Consider the following 15,026-nt stretch of genomic DNA (forward strand, 5'->3'; position numbering starts at 1 on the left):
AGATGCATGATCGCGAGGATGTGTGATGGCAAAGAAAAATCCGGTCCATAATGTTCCGCTTCTTAATCCGCAGGACGTTTTTCGCAACGTCAAGTCGACCATCGAGTCCCAGGTGGACCCGATGGGGATGGCAACGCCACTGCTGCATTCCCAATTGGCTTGGCTATCCCATCCCCAGGAGCTGTCCCAGGCACTGGGTGTCCTGACGCAGAAAATCTGGGATTTGCAACAACACTCCTGGCGCCGTGCCTGGGGCGTGGAAAGCCAGGATGTGGTGGCCCCGAATCCCGATGACACGCGCTTTGTTGATCCGGTATGGACGGCATCGCCCACTTGGGACATCACCAAGGAGTGGTACCTGACCCTCACGCGGCATATCCAGGACATGCTTTACGAGACGCCGGGCTTGTCCAACAAGGATAGGCGGCGCGCGGCATTCTGGTGGCGTAAGTGGCTCAATGCCATCGCCCCGACAAATTTTCTGTTGACCAATCCAGTGGCCTTGCGGCTGGCTGCCGAGACGAATGGCGGCAGTTTGATGAACGGCATGCGCAACTTCTTCGACGATCTCCAGGCGGGGACCGTCAGGATGACGACGACCGAGGACTTCCATGTTGGCACGAACCTGGCGACCACGCCGGGCAAGGTGATTTTCCGGAATCGCTTGCTGGAACTGATTCACTACACGCCGACGGCAGCCAAGGTGCACCGTGTTCCCTTGGTGATCGTGGTGCCTTGGATCAACAAGTTTTACATTCTCGATCTGAATGCCCGCAAGAGCATGGTGAAGTTTCTCCTGGACCAGGGGTTCGATGTCTACATCACCAGTTGGAAGAATCCCGGCGCATCCATGAGCGATGTGACCTTCGAGGATTACTTGATTGAAGGGCTGGACCAGGCATTCACCGTGGCCCGGGAGCAGAGCGGGAGCGATCAGGTCAATGCCGTTGGCTATTGCATCGGCGGCGCAGCCTTGGCGACCTACATGGCCTGGGCTAATCGGCACTACGCCAAAGATGCGATGCCGGTCGCGAGCGCCACCTTCTTCACCACCCTGGTGGATTACCACAAGCCTGGCGATATCGAGGTATTCCTCGACAAGAGCACGGTGGATTGGCTAACCGAGTCCATGAAGCGGAAAGGCTATCTCGACGGCAAGGAAATGGCCGCCAGTTTCCGTCTGCTGCGTTCCAACAGCCTGATCTGGCACTACGTGGTGCATGGTTACCTCTATGGGGAAAAGCCCCCCGCTTTTGATGTGCTTTACTGGAACATGGACACCACCCGCATGCCTGCGACGATGCACAGCTGGTATTTGCGGGAGTTCTATCTGGAAAACAATCTCATCAAGAAGAACGCCTTGACCCTTGCCGGCGAGCCGATCGATCTGGAGCAGATCTGCCAGCCGACCTATGCCGTGGCAGCCGAGGACGACCATATCGCGCCTTGGCGGCAGGCATTCAGGATCAACAATTTCGTTGCCGGGGACAAGCGCTTTGTGCTTTCCTCCTCAGGCCATATCCTGGGTATCGTCAATCCTGTCGTCAATCCGCCCAAGCGGGAGTTCTGGGTCGGTGGGGTGGAACGGCATCACACGCCCGAGGCCTGGAAGGAAACCGCCGCCCATCAAAAAGGATCCTGGTGGGAGGATTGGGTGGCATGGCTGCGACCCCGTTCGGGTGCCCTTGAGTCCCCGCCGGCGGTCGATAGCAAGCGCTATCCCGCCCTGGCGGATGCACCGGGAACCTATGTGGTGGAGCCGTGAGAATTTGTCCGCCGGGTTTATGCCCATAGACCGGGGAAAGAGGGGACAAAACGCCCGGAAACAGAGGCAGATCGGCTATCATTACGCCTTTTTCCGGGGCCGCTCTGGCTCTGACTGCCCCACGAGGGCCAAGGGGATGCAATGAAGTGTGTGGATGATTTCCGCCTGAAGTTCGGTAAGCGGGAAGTGGTGCCCATCATGATCGGTGGCATGGGGGTGGACATTTCCACGGCGGAACTCGCATTGGAGGCTGCCCGATTAGGCGGTGTCGGCCACATTTCCGACGCCATGGTGCCCACGGTTGCCGATCGTCGGTTCAAGACACACTTCGTCAAGGAAAAGCTCAAGCAGTACAAGTTCAACGTCGCCAATACGGATAAGTCAGCCGTCCAATTCGACTTGGGGCAGTTGGCAGAAGCGACCCGCATGCATGTGGGGAAGACCATGGAAGCCAAGCGTGGCGAAGGCATGATCTTTATCAACTGCATGGAAAAGCTGACCATGAACGGCCCCAAGGACACGCTGCGGGTCCGCTTGAATGCCGCGCTGGATGCCGGCATTGATGGCATTACCCTGTCGGCCGGATTGCACCTGGGGTCGTTTGCCCTGATGGAGGACAACCCGCGTTTCCGCGATGCCAAGCTGGGCATCATTGTGTCGTCCCTGCGGGCGTTGCAGTTGTTCCTGCGCAAGAACGTCAAACTCAACCGCTTGCCGGACTTCATCGTGATTGAGGGGCCTTTGGCGGGTGGCCATCTGGGTTTCGGCCTGGAGGACTGGAAAAAGTACAACCTGCAAACCATCGTCACCGAAATTCACGCGTGGTTGCAGCAAGAGCATTTGGATATTCCCCTGATTGCCGCCGGGGGTATTTTCACGGGCAGCGATGCCGTTTCCTTTTTGGAAAATGGATCTGCCGCCGTGCAGGTTGCCACGCGCTTTACCGTGGCCAAGGAGTGCGGTCTGCCCGAGCGCGTGCAGCAGGAGTACTTCAAGGCCAATGAAGAGGACATCGAGGTCAATACGATTTCCCCTACCGGCTACCCCATGCGGATGCTGAAAAACAGCCCGGCCATCGGTGATGGTATCCGCCCCAACTGCGAGGCCTACGGCTATCTGTTGGACGGCAATGGCTCCTGTTCCTATATCGAGGCCTATAACCGCGAAGTCGCCCTGCATCCCGATGCCCGCAAGGTTCATGTCATGGACAAGACCTGTCTGTGTACCCACATGCGGAATTTCGATTGCTGGACCTGCGGCCATTACACTTACCGCCTCAAGGACACCACCCGCAAGTTGCCCAACGGCGATTACGAGATTCTCACGGCTGAGCACATTTTCAATGACTATCTGCTCAGCAAGGACCATCAGATCGCTCTGCCCTGAATCGGCCCGTCCCGGTTGTTCTTCCATCCATCGGGACGTAGCCTTGGCTTAGCGTCGAACAATACCAAGCCCCTGGTTCTGATCGGCTTGGACTCGAGGTCATCCGCCCATGGCTGACTATTATCTGTTTTTGAAGCCCCTGCACGTCACCTGCGCGGTGATCAGCATTCTCGGGTTTTTCAGTCGTGGCCTGCTCTTGTTGTCCGGTTCCTCGCTGCCGTCCAGACCGTGGGTCCGGCGCTTGATCGACAGCAACGATGCGTTGTTGCTCCTGGCAGCGGCGGGGTTGTCGCTGGCGACGGAACAATATCCCTTCGTTGCCCCCTGGGTCACGGCGAAGGTGCTGGCCCTGCTGCTTTATATCGGTTTGGGGATTGCGTCGTTCCGCCTCGTCGCCTCCAAGCCCCTTCGTGTCGCCTGCTGGTTGGGGGCCCTGGTCGTGGCGGCGTATATCGTGTCGGTGGCCCTCAGCAAGAGCCCCTGGGGGTTCCTGCTGGCGCTGCGCTGATTGGACACTAGGCCGGTGGGTGGTTGAGCAGGCGCTTGAGGCCGTCGCCGTCCAGGATGCGGATGTGTTTTTGTTGGACGCCGATCAAGCCCGCGTCCTGGAAGTGGGAAAAAGCTCGACTGACGGTTTCCAGCTTCAAGCCCAGATAGGAGCCGATTTCCTCGCGGGTCATGCGCAAATGGAATTCCGTCGAGGAATAACCCCGGGCCATGAAGCGCTGGGAGAGGTTGAGCAAAAACGCCGCGAGACGTTCCTCGGCGCGCATGGAGCCGAGCAGCATCATGACCCCATGGTCGCGCACGATCTCGCGGCTCATGACCTTATGGAAGTGGCGTTGCAGCGTGCGAATCTCGCTGGACAGTTCTTCCAGTTGATTGAAGGGGATCAGACAGACCTCGCTGTCCTCCAGGGCCACGGCATTGCAGGTGTGCGCCTCGCTGCTGATGCCATCCATGCCCAGCAACTCGCCCGCCATCTGGAAGCCGGTCACTTGGTCGCGACCATCCTCCAGTAGCACGTCGGTCTTGAAGAAGCCGGTCTTGATGGCGTAGATCGCCTCGAAGTTTTCTCCGGCGCGGTAGAGGTGCTGGCCTCGCTTGATTTTGCGCCGGGCGCCGATCAGCGTATCCAGCCGGCCCAGCTCCGTTTCCGACAAGCCCAGGGGAAGACACAACTCCTGAAGGTTGCATTGCGAGCATGCGACCTTCAGCGTGTTCAAGGTCAACGGGATAACCTTGGCTTCGCCACTGGTATTGGGGTTCGGTTGTCGTTTGATCTGTGTCAAAGTGACGTCCGTGCCGTTCAGGCATCTTATGCACTCGCAGGATAGGGCCCATGCAAAGTACATTTCAAGATTTCGTTTTTGACCCGCAGATCATTCGTCGTTTCGACATCAGCGGGCCGCGCTATACCTCTTACCCCACTGCCGACCGTTTTGTAGAGACTTTCGATGCGAAGGCCTATGCAAATTGGTTGGCTAGGCGTGCTGACAATGAAGTCGGGGCTGTCAGCCGTCCCTTGTCATTATACGTGCACATCCCCTTCTGTAATACGATCTGCTATTACTGCGGTTGCAACAAGATCATCACCAAGGACCACTCCCGTTCCGCCAAGTACATCGAGTATCTTGCCAAGGAGTTTGCCATGCAGACCGCCGTCCTGGGAGGCTCCCGCGACGTGGTGCAATTGCATTGGGGTGGCGGTACGCCGACCTTCCTTTCCCGGGAGGAAACCATCGGCCTGATGGACCTGATCCGCAGCCACTTCAACCTGCTGCCCGACGGCGAGTACTCCATCGAAGTGGATCCCCGCAAGGTGGACCGGGACAATGTCCGCCTGCTGGCCGAGCAGGGCTTCAACCGTATGAGCGTAGGGGTTCAGGATTTTGAGCCCGAGGTGCAGGCAGCCGTCAACCGCATCCAGTCCATCGAGGAAACCAAGCTCGTCATCGATTCCGCCCGTGAGTTCGGCTTCAAGTCGGTTTCCGTGGATTTGATCTACGGCCTGCCCAAGCAAAACGTCATCAGTTTCAACCGGACCCTGGACGAGGTGATCAAGCTGTCGCCAGATCGCCTGTCCATCTACAACTACGCCCATTTGCCCGGTCACTTCAAGCCCCAGCGGCGTATCAACGAAGCCGACTTGCCCTCCGCCGATGCCAAGATGCAGATTCTGCAATTGGCCATTCGGCGTTTGACCGAGGCCGGTTACGTCTTTATCGGCATGGACCACTTTGCCAAGCCCGACGACGAGTTGGCCGTGGCGCAGCGCCAGGGGCGCCTGCATCGGAACTTCCAGGGCTATTCGACCTACGCCGAAGCTGATTTGCTGGCGTTTGGCGTGTCTTCCATCGGCAAGGTCGGCCCCACCTATAGCCAGAATTTCCGCACCCTGGAAGAGTATTACGCGGCCCTCGACAACAACGTGCTGCCCATTATGCGCGGCCTGGAGTTGACGTCCGACGACCTGCTGCGCCGTTCCATCATCCAGGCCTTGATGTGCCACTTCGAGCTGTCCATCGAGTCCATCGAGATCGCCCACCTGATCAAGTTCCGCGAATATTTCGCGGTGGAGCTGGAAAGCCTCAAGGAAATGGAAGAGGCCGGTTTGCTGGAAATCAACGATCAGTGGATTTCCGTGTTGCCCAAGGGCCGTATGTTGGTGCGTGTCATTGCCATGGCCTTCGACCGTTATCTGCGGGAAGCCCGCGAGCAGGTCAAGTACTCGAAGGTGATTTAAGGGATTTTCCATCCCCGGGGATGGGATAATCCCATCCCATGTTTTTCCCTGAATCGATCCATGCCTGACTCCGGCTTTCTCGCCGTCTTCCTGATCGGCCTGCTGGGCGGCACCCACTGCGTCGGCATGTGCGGCGGCATCGTGTCCGCCCTGACCGTCCAACTTCCCGGCCAGAAGCCTGCCTGGTCCCTGCATCTGGCCTACAACCTGGGACGCATTTCCAGCTATGTGTTGGCCGGTGCGGCGATGGGCTTCATCGGCAGCCTGGGCCTGCTGCTCAATGGCTGGCTGCCCATACAACTGGGTTTGTACGTGGCGGCCAACCTGATGTTGGTGGCCCTGGGCTTGTATCTGGTGGGCTTTACTCGCAGTCTGGCGGCCGTGGAGCGAGGGGGGCAATGGTTGTGGCAGCGCATCCAACCGGTCACCCGTCGCTTCCTGCCCGTGCGCGGCGTCGCCCAGGCCTTTCCCCTCGGCGTGCTATGGGGTTTTCTGCCCTGCGGCCTGGTCTACAGCGTGCTGGCCACGGCCCTGATGAGCGGCTCCGCCGGGCGCGGTGCGGCGACTTTGTTGGCCTTCGGCCTGGGGACCCTGCCCAATCTGCTGTTGGCGGGAGTGCTGTTGGCCCGTTTCCGCCGTGTTGCCCAGGCACCCCTGGTGCGCACCCTGTCGGGCCTGCTGGTGCTGGCTTTCGGTGTGTTCGGTTTGTTCAATGCCCCCAACCTGGGCCGCATGTTGTGGCAAGGTGTGGTCTGTTACGTTTGAGGACGAATAAGTGAAAATCCTGCTGGCAGTCGATGGTTCCGAGGCTTCCCTGCGCGCCGTCCAGGGGCTGATCGAGCACGTGCGCTGGTTCCGCGGCCACCCTGAAATCCACTTGTTGCACGTCCATGCGCCCGTTCCCGTGGGATTGGCCTTGAAGCACGTGAGCAAGGAAACCCTGGACAAACATTATCGGGAAGAGGGCGACGCCATCCTGGCGCCGGCCTTGGCCTTGTTGGCAGGCGCCGGCTTGACGGCCACGCCCCACATCCACGTCGGCCACCCCGCCGAAGTGATCGTGCATCAGGCCCAGCAACTGGACTGCGGTCTGATCTGCATGGGCAGCCATGGTCGCGGCGCAGTAGCGACGGCCGTGCTGGGCTCCGTGGCCGGCAAGGTGTTGCACCTGGCCCACGTGCCGGTCATGCTGAACCGCTGACAACCCGTGAGTTGATCCATTAATCCGCCTCCGCCAGGGACAGGCGGATGATGGGGCAGGGCATGCCCGCCGCACCGTGCTGGCACTCATGCACCAGGTGCTTCAAGGCGTCGGCCATGGTTTGTAGCTGCGCAATGCGCTGTTCGATCTGACCGATTTTCTCCTGGGCCAGGGAACGGGCCAACGCGTGGTCCCGGGTGTCGTTGAGGCGCAGCAATTCCGCCGTCTCCTCCAGAGTGAAACCTACCGCCTGGGCCCGGCGGATGAAGCGCAGACGCTCCACGTGGTCCTTGTCGTAAGTGCGATAACCCTCGCGGTTGTCCGGCACGGCCAGTAGGCCCTTGCGCTGGTAGAAGCGGATGGTTTCCACGCCTAGGCCGCTCGTCTTGGCCAGGGTGCCGATGGTCATGGGTTTTGCTTGTGATGGCATGGGGTTGACTCCGTACTGAGGTACAGAGTTTAGACTCCCTTTATTGCCAACGTTCCTGCTGACCCGGAGACAGTCATGTCCCTTGCCGAAACCGCACCCTCTCTGCAAACCTGCGAACTGGCCCTGACGGGCATGACCTGTTCCAACTGCGCCGCCCGGGTGGAGAAGACTCTCAACGAATTGCCCGGCGTCGAGGCCGTGGTCAATTTCGCCGCGGAAAAAGCCCATGTTCGTTATTACAGCGATCAAGTGCAACCGGCAGCCATGGTGGCTGCTGTGGAAGCCTCGGGTCGTTATCACGCCCTGTTGGTCACCGACAACAGCCGGGCGGAAGAGAAGGCAAGACGCGAGGCCTACTACCGTGAGGAACGCAGGGCCTTCCTGATCTCCGCCCTGCTGACCCTGCCATTGCTGGGGCAGATGTTCTACATGTTCGGTATGGGCGGTGGTGCCATGGGCCATGAACCCCTGCCGCGCTGGCTGCAATTGCTGCTGGCCACGCCAGTGCAGTTCTGGATCGGCAGCCGCTACTACGTGGGTGCCTGGTATGCCCTCAAGGGCGGCAGCGGCAACATGGACGTGCTGGTGGCGTTGGGCACCTCGATGGCCTGGTTGTTCAGCACCGTGGTCACGGTGCTGGGCCTCCACGATCAGCATGTTTATTTTGAAGCCTCGGCCACGGTGATCACCCTGATCCTGCTCGGCAAGATCCTCGAAGCCCGGGCCAAAGCCCGTACCTCCGGCGCCATCGAAGCCCTGGTGCGTTTGCAGCCCCAGACCGCCCGCATTGAGCGCGACGGCCAGTTGGCAGAGGTACCCGTGGCGGCCCTGATCCCCGGCGACGTGTTCGTGGTGCGGCCCGGCGAAAGTGTGCCGGTGGACGGCGAAGTGCTGGAAGGCAACAGCCATCTCAACGAGGCCATGCTGACCGGCGAAAGCCTGCCTGTGGTTAAGGGCGAGGGCAGCAAGGTGTTTGCGGCCACCACCAACGGCGACGGCCTCCTGCGCTGCAAGGCGACCGGTGTCGGCGGCCATACCCTGCTGTCCAGCATCATCCGCCTGGTGGAGCAGGCCCAGGGCTCCAAGGCGCCCGTGCAGCGGCTGGCGGACCGCATCGCGGCCGTGTTCGTGCCGGCGGTGTGTTCCGTGGCGCTACTCACTTTTCTCGGCTGGTGGCTGGTGCAGGGCGATTTCAGCGCCGCCCTGATCAACGCCGTAGCCGTGCTGGTCATTGCCTGTCCCTGCGCCTTGGGCTTGGCCACGCCCACCGCCATCATGGTGGGCACCGGCCTGGGCGCCCGGGCCGGCATCCTGATTCGCAATGCCGAGGCCCTGGAGCTGGCGGAAAAGCTCCAGGTGTTGGCGGTCGATAAAACCGGCACCCTGACCCAGGGCGCCCCCGCCGTGACGGACCTGATTGCCCTGGACGGCAGCGAAGCCGATCTGCTGCGCCTGGCGGCCAGCCTGGAGCAGGCTTCCACCCACCCCCTGGCCGTGGCCATCGTGGCCCGTGCCCGGGCTGAGGGCCTGGTGTTGGTAACCCCCACCGATACTCGCACGGAGGCCGGGCGGGGCTTGGCTGGTACCGTGGCCGGGATACCCTTGCTGGCCGGTTCGCCGGCCTGGCTCAAGGCCCAGGGCGTGGTTTTGCCCGAGCAGCGTATTGCTGAACTGCAAGGAGCCGGGCGCAGCATCGTCGCCCTGGCGACCGGGCAGCGCCTGTTGGGGGTGATCGGCATTGCCGACCCGCTGCGGGAAAGCTCCCGTCGCGCCGTGGCCCAGTTGCAGGCCCAGGGCGTTGCGGTGGTCATGCTCACCGGTGACAACGCTGGTACGGCGGCGGCCATTGCCCGCCAGGCTGGCGTCGAGCGTTTCGAAGCTGAGGTGCTGCCTGCCGACAAGGCCAAGGCCATCGACAAGCTGCGGAGCGAGGGCCGCTTCACCGGCATGGCCGGCGACGGCATCAACGATGCCCCGGCCCTGGCGGCAGCAGATGTGAGCTTTGCCATGGGCGCCGGCTCCGACGTGGCCATGGAAGCGGCGGACATCACCCTGATGCGCAACGACCTGGGCAGCGTGGCCGACGCTATTTCCCTGTCCCGGGCCACGTTGCGCAAGATTCGGCAGAACCTGTTCTTCGCCTTCATTTACAACGTGCTGGGCATTCCCCTGGCCGCCTTCGGCCTGCTCAATCCGGTGGTGGCGGGAGCCGCCATGGCCATGAGCTCGGTCTCCGTGGTCAGCAATTCGCTGCTGCTGCGGCGCTGGAAGGCGCCCGGCGCCACGTTGTAATCCCGACTGTCGTACTCGGTTTTTCCTGGGCGGGCGCTATAATTCGCCCCTTATTAACCATTTTCCCCGGGGGTTTTTCCGTGTTCGACCGTTTGCGTGAAGATATCGCCAGCGTTTTTGCGCGCGATCCTGCGGCCCGAACCACCTGGGAGGTGCTGACCTGTTATCCGGGGCTCCACGCCCTGTTGCTGCACCGCATTGCCCACCGCCTTTGGCAGGCCCGGCTGCGCTGGCTGGCGCGTTGGCTGTCCCACTGGGCGCGCTGGTTCACCGGCATCGAAATCCATCCCGGCGCCACCATCGGCCGCCGCTTTTTCATCGACCACGGCATGGGTGTGGTCATCGGTGAAACTGCCCAGATCGGCGACGATTGCACCCTTTACCACGGCGTCACCCTGGGCGGTACCTCCTGGGTCAAGGGCAAGCGCCATCCCACCCTGGAGGATGGCGTCGTCGTCGGCGCCGGTGCCAAGGTGCTGGGTCCCATCATCGTCGGTCGTGAGGGCAAGGTGGGGTCCAACGCCGTGGTGGTGCGCGACGTGCCGCCCGGTGCCACCGCCGTGGGCATTCCCGCCCGCATCATCGATCCCGGTCGCGACCAGGCGCGGGAGGCCAAGGCCAACCAGATGGGCTTTTCCGCCTATGGCGTCAGCCGCATGGAAGACGACCCCATGAGCAAGGCCATCCATGGTCTGCTCGACCACGCGGTGGAAACCGACCGGCGCATTGCCCATCTGCTGGAACAACTGGAGCGGGCTGGGGTGTCGGTGGAAGACGAAGCGGCCACGGCGGACAAGTTCGATCCCCGGTCCATTTCCAAGATCGTCGACTAAATTAGTTGACTGATTTTGTCGGGATGCGATAATCCCGACTGAATTGATCAGGTAATTGCTGCTTTCCCCCAACCGGTAATCCCAACACCAGAGAGAGGTGGACCATGAGACTGACAACCAAAGGACGTTTCGCCGTAACCGCGATGATCGACCTGGCCCTGCGCCAGCACGAAGGGCCGGTCACCTTGGCCGGTATTAGCGAGCGTCAGCACATTTCCCTTTCCTACCTGGAACAGCTGTTCGGCAAACTGCGCCGGGCCAAGCTGGTCTCCAGCGTTCGCGGCCCCGGTGGCGGCTATTGCCTGTCCCGGGAGGCCGACACCATTTCCATCGCCGACATCATCCGCGCCGTGGATGAAGTGCTCGATGCCACCTCCTGCGGCGGCAAGGGTGACTGCGACGGCGAGCAGATGCCCTGCATGACCCACAAGCTGTGGTCCACGCTGAATGAAAAGATGTACGAATACCTGGGCTCCGTCTCCCTCGGCGACCAGGTGCGCGAGCAGCGCGCCGCTACCGGCGTCGAGGCCCCCGTGGCCGTGCTCCACGATCAGCGTCCCGCCCGCCGCACCGTGCGTCGTACCGAGATCCGCGTCGCCGCCTGAATACCGGGCCAAGGCCATGTTCGCCCCTGTTTACCTCGATCACAACGCCACCACCCCGGTCCTGCCGGCGGTGCTGGAAGCGATGCTGCCGTACTTCGACGTGCGCTACGGCAACGCCTCCAGCCGCCATGAATACGGTCGTGCGGCGCGCAAGGCGGTGGACGAGGCACGTCAGCGGGTGGCTGCGGCGGTGGGGGCCCATCCCACCGAAGTCGTGTTCACCAGTGGCGGTTCCGAGGCCAACAACCTGTTCCTCAAGGGGGCGGCGGCTTGCCTCAAGCCCGGACTGGCGGCGGTGTCCGCCGTCGAGCACCCCTGCGTGCGGGAACCGGCCAAACTGCTGCAACGCAAGGGCTGGTTGATGCACGAGATCGGCGTCGATGCCGCCGGCCGGGTGCTGGAGGCGGACTACGCCGCCCTGTTGGAGCAGCGTCCGGCCCTGGTGTCGGTCATGGCGGCCAACAACGAAACCGGCGTGGTCCAGGACGTGGCGTTTCTCGCCGAGCAGGCCAAGCCGAGCCGGGCCTGGTTCCATAGCGATGGCGTGCAGGCCCTGGGCAAGATTCCCCTGGATTTCCGCCGTCTCAATGCCGCCGGTGTGCATGGCCTGACCCTCTCCGCCCACAAGGTCGGCGGTCCCAAGGGGGCTGGCGCCCTGGTGCTGGACAAGCGCGTCGAACTCGAGTCTTTGATTTCCGGTGGCGGTCATGAACGGGGCCTGCGGTCCGGAACCGAGAACGTGCCGGCCATCGTCGGTTTCGGCATCGCCTGCGAATTGGCCGTGGCCGACCTGGAGACCAAGCAAGCCCGCCTGACGACCCTGCGCGAAAGCCTGGAGCAGGGCCTGCTGGCCCAGGGGGCGACCATTTTCGGTGCTGGCGTGGCGCGCCTGCCCAACACTACGTACTTCGCCTTTCCCGACCTGGACGGGGAAACCCTGGTGGCCAAGCTGGACCGGGCCGGTTTCGCCGTGGCCAGCGGTGCCGCCTGTTCCAGCGCCAATCCCGAGCCGTCCCACGTGCTGCTGTCCATGGGCGTGCCCGCCGGCCTGGCCCGGGGCGCCGTGCGGGTCAGCCTGGGGGCGGCCAATGACGCGGCCCAGATCAACGATTTCCTCGCGGCGCTGTCCGCCACCGTCGCTCAACTGAAACGGCTCACCGCCCTGGCGGTGTGAGCCCCAAGATTTACTCAGGAGTTTTGCAATGCTCAAGTTTCCGATCTACCTCGACTACTCCGCCACCACGCCGGTGGATCCCCGGGTCGCTGAAAAGATGATCCCCTGGCTCACCGAGCACTTCGGCAATCCTGCTTCCCGTTCCCACGCCTATGGCTGGGAAGCCGAGGCCGCCGTGGAAGAGGCCCGTGCCCACGTGGCCGCTCTGGTGGGTGCCGATGCCAAGGACATCGTGTGGACCTCCGGCGCCACCGAATCCAACAACCTCGCCATCAAGGGTGCCGCCCACTTCTACGGCCCCACCAAGGGCAAGCACATCGTCACCGTGGCCACCGAGCATAAGGCCGTGCTGGATACCGTAAAGGAACTGGAACGCCAGGGCTTCGAGGCGACCTATCTGCAACCGGGCGAGGACGGCCTGATCAGCGTCGAGCAGTTCAAGGCCGCCCTGCGCCCCGACACCGTGGTGGCTTCCATCATGGCGGTGAATAATGAAATCGGCGTGATCCAGCCCATCGCCGAGTTCGGCGAGATCTGCCGTGCCAACGGCACCATCTTCCACGTGGATGCGGCCCAGGCCACCGGCAAGATGCCCATCGACCTGAATGAGTTGAAGGTGGACCTGATGTCCTTCAGCGCCCACAAGACCTACGGTCCCAAGGGCATCGGTGCCCTCTACGTGCGCCGCAAGCCCCGCATCCGCCTGGAGGCCCAGATGCACGGCGGCGGCCATGAGCGCGGCCTGCGCTCCGGCACTCTGCCCACCCACCAGATCGTCGGCATGGGCGAGGCCTTCCGTCTGGCCAAGGAAGAAATGGCTACCGAGAACGAACGCATCCGCATGCTGCGCGACAAGCTGTTGAAGGGCATCCAACAGATCGAGGAAGTCTATGTGAACGGCGACCTGGAACAGCGCGTGCCCCACAACCTCAACGTCAGCTTCAACTTCGTCGAGGGCGAGTCCCTGATGATGGCCATCAAGGACGTGGCCGTGTCCTCCGGCTCCGCCTGCACCTCCGCCTCCCTGGAGCCTTCCTACGTGCTGCGCGCCCTGGGCCGCTCCGACGAACTGGCCCACAGCTCTATCCGCTTTTCCATCGGCCGCTTCACCACCGAGGAAGAGATTGATTACACCGTCAGCCACTTGCAGGAAAAGTTGACCAAACTGCGCGAACTCTCTCCCCTGTGGGAAATGTTCAAGGAAGGTATCGACCTCAACACCGTGCAGTGGGCAGCCCACTAAGGAGAACAACATGGCCTATAGCGAAAAAGTCATCGACCACTACGAAAACCCCCGCAACGTCGGCGCCCTGGACAAGGACTCCGAAGATGTCGGTACCGGCATGGTGGGCGCCCCCGCCTGCGGCGACGTGATGAAGTTGCAGATCAAGGTGGGCAAGGACGGCGTGATCGAGGACGCCAAGTTCAAGACCTACGGCTGCGGTTCCGCCATCGCCTCCTCGTCCCTGGTGACCGAGTGGGTCAAGGGCAAGACCGTGGACCAGGCTCTGGACATCAAGAACACCCAGATCGCCGAGGAGCTGGCCCTGCCGCCGGTTAAAATCCACTGCTCGATCCTGGCCGAGGACGCCATCAAGGCCGCCGTGGCCGACTACAAGAAAAAACACAGCGCCTGAGTATCCGCAAAGGAGTTCACCATGATTACCCTGTCCGAAAGCGCCGCCAAGCACGTGTCCAACTTCCTCGCCAAGCGTGGCAAGGGCATCGGCGTGCGCCTCGGCGTCAAGACTTCCGGCTGTTCCGGCATGGCCTATAAGCTGGAGTTCGCCGACAGCGCCGAAGGCGATGACATTGTTTTCGACAGCCATGGCCTCAAGGTGCTGGTGGATCCCAAGAGCCTGCCCTACCTGGACGGCACCGAACTGGACTACACCAAGGAAGGATTGAACGAGGGCTTCAAGTTCAACAACCCCAATGTGAAGGACCAATGCGGCTGCGGCGAAAGCTTCCAGGTCTAGGCCCATGAGCGAATTCAACAGGGACCATTTCGCCCTGTTCGGCCTGCCCCAGGGCTTCGCCCTGGATTCCGCCCTGCTCGAACAGCGCTACCGCGAGCTACAGGCCAAGGTTCATCCCGACAAGCACGCCCACCTGCCCGAGCCCGACAAGCGTCGCGCCATGCAATGGGCCAGCCAGGCCAACGAGGCCTACCAGACCCTCAAGCAGCCCCTGGCTCGGGCGCGCTATTTGCTGCATCTGGCCGGCCACGATCCTCGGGTGGAAGACAACACCGCCATGCCGGTGGACTTCCTCATGGAGCAGATGGAACTGCGCGAAGCCGTGTCCGACGCCCGGGTGGAACGCAACGGTGAACTGCTGGAGGACCTCCACGGCCGCCTGCGCCGGGAAATCAAGGAGCAGCACCTGGCCCTGGGCCGGGACATCGACGAACAGCGGGACTACGCTGCCGCCGCGCAGCGGGTGCGGCAATTGATGTTTCAGGAAAAGCTGTTGCAGGAAATCGACGACGCCCTGGAAGTGGTGGGCGCCTGAATGAAAGGACATTGGGAGGGGCTAGAGGCTGGAGACTAGGGAGCGATACAGGGGATTTCCATGGGCGTGAAACGCTCGTT

Annotated in this window: 16 protein-coding genes; 14 read left to right on the top strand and 2 right to left on the bottom strand. The window is 62.1% G+C overall.

Annotated elements, in window-relative coordinates:
• Positions 1–25 precede the first annotated feature (25 nt).
• The 3 genes from ACYQ2U_RS04040 to ACYQ2U_RS04050 all read left to right on the top strand — a co-directional run bounded on the left by ACYQ2U_RS04040 (position 26) and on the right by ACYQ2U_RS04050 (position 3,659).
• Positions 26–1,765: a PHA/PHB synthase family protein gene (locus tag ACYQ2U_RS04040; protein WP_459949041.1), complete on the top strand. Its 1,740-nt coding sequence runs from the start codon at positions 26–28 to the stop codon at positions 1,763–1,765.
• A 141-nt stretch (positions 1,766–1,906) separates the two neighbouring features.
• Positions 1,907–3,151: a nitronate monooxygenase gene (locus ACYQ2U_RS04045; protein WP_459949042.1), complete on the top strand. Its 1,245-nt coding sequence runs from the start codon at positions 1,907–1,909 to the stop codon at positions 3,149–3,151.
• Between the two features lie 109 nt (positions 3,152–3,260).
• Positions 3,261–3,659, top strand: coding sequence for a SirB2 family protein (locus tag ACYQ2U_RS04050; protein WP_459949043.1), 399 nt, complete (start codon positions 3,261–3,263; stop codon positions 3,657–3,659).
• A 7-nt stretch (positions 3,660–3,666) separates the two neighbouring features.
• On the opposite strand, the gene fnr is transcribed toward ACYQ2U_RS04050, so the two are convergent.
• Positions 3,667–4,506: a fumarate/nitrate reduction transcriptional regulator Fnr gene (gene fnr / locus ACYQ2U_RS04055; RefSeq protein WP_459949044.1), complete on the bottom strand. Its 840-nt coding sequence runs from the start codon at positions 4,504–4,506 to the stop codon at positions 3,667–3,669.
• On the opposite strand from fnr, the gene hemN reads away from it, so the two are divergent.
• From hemN to ACYQ2U_RS04070, 3 genes are read left to right on the top strand one after another with little or no spacing between them, the layout of a single operon-like run.
• Complete coding sequence (hemN, locus tag ACYQ2U_RS04060) at positions 4,494–5,897, top strand: oxygen-independent coproporphyrinogen III oxidase (RefSeq protein WP_459949045.1); 1,404 nt, start codon at positions 4,494–4,496, stop codon at positions 5,895–5,897. The genes fnr and hemN overlap by 13 nt on opposite strands.
• A 60-nt stretch (positions 5,898–5,957) precedes the next feature.
• A complete protein-coding gene (locus tag ACYQ2U_RS04065) occupies positions 5,958–6,662 on the top strand; it encodes a sulfite exporter TauE/SafE family protein (protein WP_459949046.1) in 705 nt (234 codons plus the stop codon).
• Between the two features lie 10 nt (positions 6,663–6,672).
• A complete protein-coding gene (locus tag ACYQ2U_RS04070; RefSeq protein WP_459949047.1) occupies positions 6,673–7,098 on the top strand; it encodes a universal stress protein in 426 nt (141 codons plus the stop codon).
• Between the two features lie 19 nt (positions 7,099–7,117).
• Here ACYQ2U_RS04070 and ACYQ2U_RS04075 read toward each other — a convergent pair whose 3' ends face one another.
• Entirely contained in the window at positions 7,118–7,528 is a 411-nt protein-coding gene (locus tag ACYQ2U_RS04075; RefSeq protein ID WP_459949048.1) for a MerR family transcriptional regulator, read from the bottom strand.
• Between the two features lie 75 nt (positions 7,529–7,603).
• Here ACYQ2U_RS04075 and ACYQ2U_RS04080 point away from each other — a divergent pair, with 75 nt between their 5' ends.
• The 8 genes from ACYQ2U_RS04080 to hscB all read left to right on the top strand — a co-directional run bounded on the left by ACYQ2U_RS04080 (position 7,604) and on the right by hscB (position 14,946).
• Positions 7,604–9,820 (top strand): heavy metal translocating P-type ATPase, encoded by a 2,217-nt coding sequence (locus ACYQ2U_RS04080; protein WP_459949049.1) that lies wholly within the window; start codon positions 7,604–7,606, stop codon positions 9,818–9,820.
• An 80-nt stretch (positions 9,821–9,900) separates the two neighbouring features.
• Positions 9,901–10,653 carry a serine O-acetyltransferase gene (cysE, locus tag ACYQ2U_RS04085; protein ID WP_459949050.1) on the top strand — a complete coding sequence of 251 codons (753 nt, stop codon included), beginning with the start codon at positions 9,901–9,903 and terminating at the stop codon, positions 10,651–10,653.
• Positions 10,654–10,757: 104 nt separating this feature from the next.
• On the top strand, positions 10,758–11,258 hold the full coding sequence (locus ACYQ2U_RS04090; protein ID WP_459949051.1) for a Fe-S cluster assembly transcription factor: 501 nt from the start codon (positions 10,758–10,760) through the stop codon (positions 11,256–11,258).
• Positions 11,259–11,274: 16 nt separating this feature from the next.
• Entirely contained in the window at positions 11,275–12,432 is a 1,158-nt protein-coding gene (locus ACYQ2U_RS04095) for a cysteine desulfurase family protein (protein WP_459949052.1), read from the top strand.
• Between the two features lie 28 nt (positions 12,433–12,460).
• Complete coding sequence (locus ACYQ2U_RS04100; RefSeq protein ID WP_459949053.1) at positions 12,461–13,675, top strand: IscS subfamily cysteine desulfurase; 1,215 nt, start codon at positions 12,461–12,463, stop codon at positions 13,673–13,675.
• A gap of 10 nt (positions 13,676–13,685) precedes the next feature.
• Positions 13,686–14,069 carry a Fe-S cluster assembly scaffold IscU gene (gene iscU / locus ACYQ2U_RS04105; RefSeq protein WP_459949054.1) on the top strand — a complete coding sequence of 128 codons (384 nt, stop codon included), beginning with the start codon at positions 13,686–13,688 and terminating at the stop codon, positions 14,067–14,069.
• 21 nt (positions 14,070–14,090) lie between these two features.
• Positions 14,091–14,411, top strand: a complete 321-nt coding sequence (gene iscA, locus ACYQ2U_RS04110; protein WP_459949055.1) for an iron-sulfur cluster assembly protein IscA — start codon at positions 14,091–14,093, stop codon at positions 14,409–14,411.
• A gap of 4 nt (positions 14,412–14,415) precedes the next feature.
• Complete coding sequence (gene hscB / locus ACYQ2U_RS04115) at positions 14,416–14,946, top strand: Fe-S protein assembly co-chaperone HscB (RefSeq protein WP_459949056.1); 531 nt, start codon at positions 14,416–14,418, stop codon at positions 14,944–14,946.
• Positions 14,947–15,026: the final 80 nt, after the last annotated feature.

The organism is Denitratisoma sp. agr-D3 (assembly GCF_054658675.1).

Bases quoted from the DNA above. Each gene is read 5' to 3' on its own strand.
- ACYQ2U_RS04040 (WP_459949041.1), top strand. From the start codon at position 26: ATGGCAAAGAAAAATCCGGTCCATAATGTTCCGCTTCTTAATCCGCAG.
- ACYQ2U_RS04045 (WP_459949042.1), top strand. From the start codon at position 1,907: ATGAAGTGTGTGGATGATTTCCGCCTGAAGTTCGGTAAGCGGGAAGTG.
- ACYQ2U_RS04050 (WP_459949043.1), top strand. From the start codon at position 3,261: ATGGCTGACTATTATCTGTTTTTGAAGCCCCTGCACGTCACCTGCGCG.
- hemN (WP_459949045.1), top strand. From the start codon at position 4,494: ATGCAAAGTACATTTCAAGATTTCGTTTTTGACCCGCAGATCATTCGT.
- fnr (WP_459949044.1), bottom strand. From the start codon at position 4,506: ATGTACTTTGCATGGGCCCTATCCTGCGAGTGCATAAGATGCCTGAAC.
- ACYQ2U_RS04065 (WP_459949046.1), top strand. From the start codon at position 5,958: ATGCCTGACTCCGGCTTTCTCGCCGTCTTCCTGATCGGCCTGCTGGGC.
- ACYQ2U_RS04075 (WP_459949048.1), bottom strand. From the start codon at position 7,528: ATGCCATCACAAGCAAAACCCATGACCATCGGCACCCTGGCCAAGACG.
- ACYQ2U_RS04080 (WP_459949049.1), top strand. From the start codon at position 7,604: ATGTCCCTTGCCGAAACCGCACCCTCTCTGCAAACCTGCGAACTGGCC.
- ACYQ2U_RS04090 (WP_459949051.1), top strand. From the start codon at position 10,758: ATGAGACTGACAACCAAAGGACGTTTCGCCGTAACCGCGATGATCGAC.
- ACYQ2U_RS04095 (WP_459949052.1), top strand. From the start codon at position 11,275: ATGTTCGCCCCTGTTTACCTCGATCACAACGCCACCACCCCGGTCCTG.
- ACYQ2U_RS04100 (WP_459949053.1), top strand. From the start codon at position 12,461: ATGCTCAAGTTTCCGATCTACCTCGACTACTCCGCCACCACGCCGGTG.
- iscU (WP_459949054.1), top strand. From the start codon at position 13,686: ATGGCCTATAGCGAAAAAGTCATCGACCACTACGAAAACCCCCGCAAC.
- iscA (WP_459949055.1), top strand. From the start codon at position 14,091: ATGATTACCCTGTCCGAAAGCGCCGCCAAGCACGTGTCCAACTTCCTC.
- hscB (WP_459949056.1), top strand. From the start codon at position 14,416: ATGAGCGAATTCAACAGGGACCATTTCGCCCTGTTCGGCCTGCCCCAG.